This is a genomic window from Thermodesulfobacteriota bacterium (genome assembly GCA_040755095.1).
Lineage (GTDB): Bacteria > Desulfobacterota > Desulfobulbia > Desulfobulbales > JBFMBH01 > JBFMBH01.
In genome coordinates this window covers 1-6,225 of the sequence record JBFMBH010000186.1, presented here as the reverse complement: position 1 = coordinate 6,225, position 6,225 = coordinate 1, and the positions used below count along the sequence as shown (strand labels likewise).

Annotated in this window: 4 protein-coding genes; all 4 read left to right on the top strand. The window is 68.5% G+C overall.

Going from position 1 to position 6,225, the window contains the following annotated elements; genetic code table 11:
- Positions 1-302: 302 nt before the first annotated feature.
- Positions 303-785 (top strand): N-acetyltransferase, encoded by a 483-nt coding sequence (locus AB1634_18290; protein MEW6221464.1) that lies wholly within the window; start codon positions 303-305, stop codon positions 783-785.
- Positions 782-3,316 carry a preprotein translocase subunit SecA gene (gene secA, locus AB1634_18285; protein MEW6221463.1) on the top strand — a complete coding sequence of 845 codons (2,535 nt, stop codon included), beginning with the start codon at positions 782-784 and terminating at the stop codon, positions 3,314-3,316. The genes AB1634_18290 and secA overlap by 4 nt, the downstream gene beginning before the upstream one ends.
- Complete coding sequence (gene argJ / locus AB1634_18280) at positions 3,316-4,500, top strand: bifunctional glutamate N-acetyltransferase/amino-acid acetyltransferase ArgJ (GenBank protein ID MEW6221462.1); 1,185 nt, start codon at positions 3,316-3,318, stop codon at positions 4,498-4,500. Before secA ends, argJ begins: the two co-directional genes overlap by 1 nt.
- A gap of 267 nt (positions 4,501-4,767) precedes the next feature.
- Positions 4,768-6,225 (top strand): PAS domain S-box protein (locus tag AB1634_18275; GenBank protein ID MEW6221461.1); only part of this gene is annotated, 1,458 nt, incomplete at its 3' end.

Sequence of the window (6,225 nt, the reverse complement as noted above, 5' to 3'; positions counted from 1 at the left end):
AGAACGGCGTCTCGCGGGCGCGAGGTGCATAGCGCGAATGTGGTCGTTGTCCGGCTGATCCGAAAAAAAATGTCGGCCGCGCCCTCCCGAGGACCGTCGGCCGGCGTCTGCTTATCGAATATCCAGCCAAGCGCCCGGGGATTGTCATGATCACCTGTTGCGCAGTTGTCCCGAATGCCGGTATCATGTCGGCCGCGACCAGGACTGGGCCGTCGTGGTGCAGTCTGTGCTCACCGGAGGCCCATGTCGTATCGCCCTCCTTGCCGAGGGTTATTGCCGACCGTCCGGGGGGGGGAGCGATCATGATCCGCAAGGCCCGCATCGAGGATGTCCGTCCCATCCACGCCCTCCTCAACCGCTTCGCTGATCGGGGCCTCTTGCTGGGCCGCTCGCTGTCCTCCCTCTATGACCAGATCCGGGACTTCCATGTCGCGGTGGAAGAAGAAGGGGCAGGGGAGCGACTGATCGGCGTGTGCGCCCTCCACTTCTGCTGGGAGGATCTGGCCGAGGTCCGCTCCCTGGCGGTGACCGAGGACCGCCACGGCCAGGGCATCGGCCGGCAGCTGGTCACCGCCATCCTGGCCGAGGCCTTGACCTTCGGCATCCACCGGGTCTTCACCCTGACCTATCAGCCCGGCTTCTTCCGCAAGCTGGGCTTCCGAGACATCGACAAGAAGGAGCTGCCCCACAAGGTCTGGAGCGACTGCATCCAGTGCCCGAAATTCCCCGACTGCACCGAGGAGGCGCTGCTCTGGGAATGGGGAGCCACGAAGGAATCGCCATGATTGGACGTGTCCTGACCAGGGTTTTTGGCAGCAAAAACGAGCGCTATCTCAAGAGCCTGCGGCCGGTGGTCGACCGGATCAACGCCCTGGAGGCCGAGGTCAAGCCCCTGTCCGATGAGGACCTGGCCGGCCGCACCGTCTTGCTCCGGGAAAGGCTCAGCCAGGGCGAGTCCCTGGACAGCCTGCTGCCCGAGGCCTTCGCCACGGTGCGCGAGGCGGCCTGGCGGGTCCTGGGCCAGCGGCCTTACGACGTTCAGCTCATCGGCGGCATCGTTCTCCATCAGGGCAGGATCGCCGAGATGAAGACCGGCGAGGGCAAGACCCTGGTCGCCACCCTGCCGGTCTATCTCAACGCCCTCACCGGCCGCGGCGTGCACGTGGTCACGGTCAACGACTACCTGGCCCGCCGGGACTCCACCTGGATGGGCGGCATCTACCAGGCCTTAGGCATGAGCGTCGGGGTGATCGTCCACGGCCTGGACGACGCGGCCCGCCGAGCCGCCTACCACGCCGACATCACCTACGGCACCAACAACGAGTTCGGCTTCGACTACCTCCGGGACAACATGAAGTTCGACCGCCGGGACTTCTGCCAGCGGGAGTTCCACTACGCCATCGTCGACGAGGTGGACAGCATCCTCATCGACGAGGCCCGCACCCCGCTCATCATCTCCGGCCCGGCGGAGATGTCCACCGAGCTCTACCACAAGGTCAACGCCATCATCCCGCGCATGAAGAAGGAGGTGCAGTACACGGTGGATGAGAAGGCCCGCTCGGTGTCCATGACCGAGGAGGGCGTGGCCCGGGCCGAGGAGCTCCTGGGCGTGGACAACCTCTACGATCCCAAGAACATCGAGTGGCTGCACCACGTCAACCAGGCCCTGAAGGCCCATGTCCTCTTCCAGAAGGATGTGGACTATATCGTGAACGACGGCCAGGTGGTGATCGTGGACGAGTTCACCGGCCGGACCATGCCGGGCCGCCGGTACAGCGACGGCCTCCACCAGGCCCTGGAGGCCAAGGAGGGGGTGAAGGTCGAAAACGAGAACCAGACGCTCGCCTCCATCACCTTCCAGAACTACTTCCGGATGTACGACAAGCTGGCGGGCATGACCGGCACCGCCGACACCGAGGCGGCCGAGTTCAAGAAGATCTACAACCTGGACGTGGCGGTGATCCCCACCCATCAGACCATGATTCGCAAGGATTACGCCGACGTGGTCTACAAGACCGAGGCCGCCAAGTTCCGGGCCGTGGTCCGGGAGATCACCGAGCTGCATGCCAAGGGCCAGCCGGTTCTGGTGGGCACCATCTCCATCGAGAAGTCCGAGCGGATCTCGGCCATGCTGAAGAAGGAGGGCATCCCGCATGCCGTGCTCAACGCCAAGCACCACGAGCAGGAGGCCCAGATCATCGCCGAGGCCGGACAAGCCGGCCGGGTGACCATTGCCACCAACATGGCGGGCCGGGGCACCGACATCAAGCTGGGGGAAGGGGTGCCGGATCTGGGAGGGCTCCACATCCTGGGCACCGAGCGCCACGAGTCCCGGCGCATCGACAACCAGCTGCGGGGCCGCTCCGGCCGCCAGGGCGACCCGGGCTCTTCCCGGTTCTATCTCTCCTTGCAGGACGATCTTCTGCGGATCTTCGGCTCGGACCGCATCTCCGGCATCATGGACCGCCTGGGGATGGAAGAGGACGAGCCCATCGAGCACAACCTCATCAGCCGGGCGATCGAGAACGCCCAGCGCAAGGTGGAGGCCCACAACTTCGACATCCGCAAGCACCTCCTGGAATACGACGATGTCATGAACAAGCAGCGGGAGGTGATCTACCGCCAGCGGCGGGAGGCCCTCTCCGGCCAGGACCTGAAAGACGTCATCACCGAGATGCTGGTGGACCTGGCCAGCGAGGCGGTGGCGGAGACCGTGGACTCCAGGAAGGCGCCGGCCGAGTGGGACTGGGCGGCCCTCCTGGACCGGATTCAGGGCATCTTCGGGGTGCAGCTGGCCTTCTCCGAGGAGGAGCGGCAGGATCTGGACGTCGCCGGTCTCAAGGAGCGGGTGCAGGCCCTGCTGGCTGGGGCCTACCAGGCCAAGGAGGAGGCCGTCGGCTCCCCCACCATGCGCCATCTGGAGCGGGTGGTGCTCCTCCAGATCGTCGATGGCCTGTGGAAGGAGCACCTCCTGCGCATGGATCATCTCAAGGAGGGCATCGGCCTCCGGGGCTATGGCCAGAAGAACCCCCTGGACGAGTACAAGAAGGAGGGGTTCAACATGTTCATGGACATGATCGCCATGGTGAAGCACAACACCCTGGCGACCCTGTTCCGCATCCAGCTGGCCTCGGAAAGCGAGGTCGACGAGATGGCCGAGGAGGAGCGGCGCAAAAGGGCCCTGCGCCTGAACCGGCCCGCCGCCGGCGCCGAGCACCAGCCCCAGCGCCGGGGTGGTGACAAGGTCGGCCGCAACTCCCCCTGCCCCTGCGGCTCCGGCAAGAAGTTCAAAAAATGCCACGGGAGGGGCAGCTGATGCAGGTGGCAGGGTTTCAAGCCGCGGCGGTCCAGGCAGGGATCCGCTACCAGGGCCGGCTGGATCTGGGGCTCATCGTGGCCGAAGGCCCGGCCACCGTGGCCGGGGTCTTCACCACCAACCTGGTCAAGGCTGCACCAGTGCTCCTCGGTCAGGAGCGGGTGGCCAAGGGGCAGGCCCAGGCGATCCTGGTCAACAGCGGCTGCGCCAATGCCTGCACCGGCACGGCCGGCATGGCGGCGGCCCGGGCGGCGGCCGCCGCGGTGGCCCGCTCCCTGGGCATCGCCGAGGAGCTGGTGCTGCCGTGCTCCACCGGCGTCATCGGCGAGCCCCTGCCGGTGGAGCGCATCGAGGCCGCGGTGCCGGATCTCGTCCGGGACTTGGCCGCAGACGGCCTGCCGGCCGTGGCCCGGGCGATGATGACCACCGACACCCGGCCCAAGACCGCCAGCCGCACCGGCCTGGTGGCCGGCCGGCCGGTGACCGTGGCCGGCCTGGCCAAGGGCGCCGGCATGATCATGCCCAACATGGCCACCATGCTCTCCTTCCTGCTGACCGACGCGGCCCTGGAGGCCACGGCCCTGCAGGAGGCGCTGCGCCAGGCGGTGGCCGAATCCTTCAACGCCATCACCATCGATGGCGACACCTCCACCAACGACACCGTGCTCCTCCTGGCCTCGGGCCGGGCCGGCCACCCTCCCCTCACCCCGGCCGACCGCGACGGGCCCGCCGCCTTCACCGCTCTCCTGTCCGACCTGTGCCAGGACCTGGCCGGCCAGATCGTGGCCGATGGCGAAGGGGTCACCAAGGAGGTGACGATCCGGGTGCGGGGCGCCCGCACCCGGCAGGAGGCGGAGCAGGCCGGCCGCACCATCGCCAACTCCGCCCTGGTCAAGACCGCCTTCTTCGGCGCCGACGCCAACTGGGGCCGGATTCTGGCCGCGGCCGGCCGCTCCGGCGCGTGGCTCGATCCCCGCCGGGTGGCCATCGCCATCGACGGCGTCCTGCTGGTGCGAGACGGACTGGCCGTGGGCCAGGAGGCCGAGGCCGCCGCCACCGCTATCCTCAAAGGCCGCTCCTTCACGGTCACCGTGGATCTGGGCGCCGGCCCGGCGGAGTTTGCCATCCGCACCTGCGACCTGTCCATCGACTACGTCAAGATCAACGCCGACTACCGCTCGTAGCCGCGTCTCCTCCCCCGCCGCCCGGGCCCCGGCTTTCGGCCTGGGCGGCACCGCAGCACCGCCCGCCCCGCCGGCCCCGTGCCGGACGGCCTCTGGCCCTGCCTTGACTTCCACCCGGGCGTCATACGGCGCCTTTTCGTTTGCCTTGCACCGGCGTTTTCCGGTATCACCAGAACAGAGTCCAGGACATCCCTCTGGCCACCGGCCAGCGGCGTCTGTGCCGCGGCCGGGGAAGAAGCCCACACGAGCCTGCCAACGGGACGAGCGGTGACTGCCCACCGGAACGAAGGCGAGCGCTGGTTCGAGGCCCTCACCGAGATGGCGCCGGTTGGTCTCTTCCGGACCGATGCGGCTGGCCGCTACCTCTACGTCAACCGCCGCTGGTGCGCGATGGCCGGCCTGTCCGCCCAGGAGGCGCGGGGGGACGGCTGGCTCGCCGCCCTGGTGCCGGAAGATCGAGCGCGGGTGGCCGCGGCCTGGCAGGAGGCGACCCTGCACGGCCGGTCTTTCCAGGCCGAATTCCGGCTCCGGGCGGCCGGGAAGGCCGCGACCCGGGTGCAGGCGGTGGCCACGCCCCTGTCCACCGCCGCCGGCGGGCTCAACGGCTATGTGGGCTCCCTCACCGGTGGCCCGGCCTTGCGCCGGGCAGGCGAGGGCGGGCAAGCCGGCGAGGAGCAGCTGCGGGCGATCATTGCCCAGATGCCGGTGATCCTGGACGCCTTCGACGCCAACGGCATCCTCTGCGCCTGGAACCAGGAGGGAGAACGAGTGACCGGCTACACCGCCGAGGAGCTGGTCGGCAATCCCCAGGCCATGGAGATCCTCTACCCCGATGCCGACTACCGCAACGCGATGATGGCAGCCTGGAAGGAACGGGGCGACGACTACTACGACTGGGAGTGGGATCTCACCGCCAAGGACGGAACCGTGAAGACCATCGCCTGGTCCAACATCTCCAGCCGCGTCCCCATCCCCGGCTGGTCCACCTGGGGCGTGGGGGTAGAGACCACGGCCCGGCGACAGGCGGAGCGGGCGCTCCAGGAGCGGGTCAAGGAGCTGTCCTGCCTGTATGCCCTCTCCCAACTGATCGCCCGGCGGGCGGGCACCCTGGAGCTGCTGTTCCAGGAGGCGGCGGCGCTCCTGCCCGGTGCCTTCCAGGAGCCGGGGGCGACCAGCGTCCGGATCGTCTTCCCGGATCGGATCTTCCAGAGCGTGCCCTTCCAGGAGACCCCGTGGCGGCTGTCGAGCGCCATCATCCTGCAACACGAAGAGGTGGGCCACGTGGAGGTCTTTGTCGACGCCAGCGGCGGCTCGCCGGAGACAAAGCCGTTTCTCCCCGAGGAGGGCCAGCTCCTGGACGAGGTCGCCTCCCGTCTGGCCGAGGCCGTGGAGCATGCCCGGGCCCGCCACGACGAGGCGCTGCTGCAGGAGCTGGGGGCCAAGACCCAGGAGCTGGAGCGGTTTGCCCACACCATCTCCCACGATCTCAGGACGCCTCTCACCATCATTGGCGGCTTTGCCCGGCGGGTCCAGGTCCTGCTGGCGCGGGGCGAGCTGGCCAAGGCCGCCGAGCATCTGGACCGGGTCATGGCCATGGCCCGCCAGATGGAGCAGCGGCTGCTGGACCTCCTGGAGCTGGCCAGACAGGGCCACATCGTCCGGCCGGCGGTGCCGGTTCCCTTCGCCGACCTGGTCCACGAGGTGGTGACTGCCCTGAGCGACCGG

Coding starts and splice junctions, on each gene's coding strand:
- AB1634_18290 (MEW6221464.1), top strand. CDS start 303: ATGATCCGCAAGGCCCGCATCGAGGATGTCCGTCCCATCCACGCCCTC.
- secA (MEW6221463.1), top strand. CDS start 782: ATGATTGGACGTGTCCTGACCAGGGTTTTTGGCAGCAAAAACGAGCGC.
- argJ (MEW6221462.1), top strand. CDS start 3,316: ATGCAGGTGGCAGGGTTTCAAGCCGCGGCGGTCCAGGCAGGGATCCGC.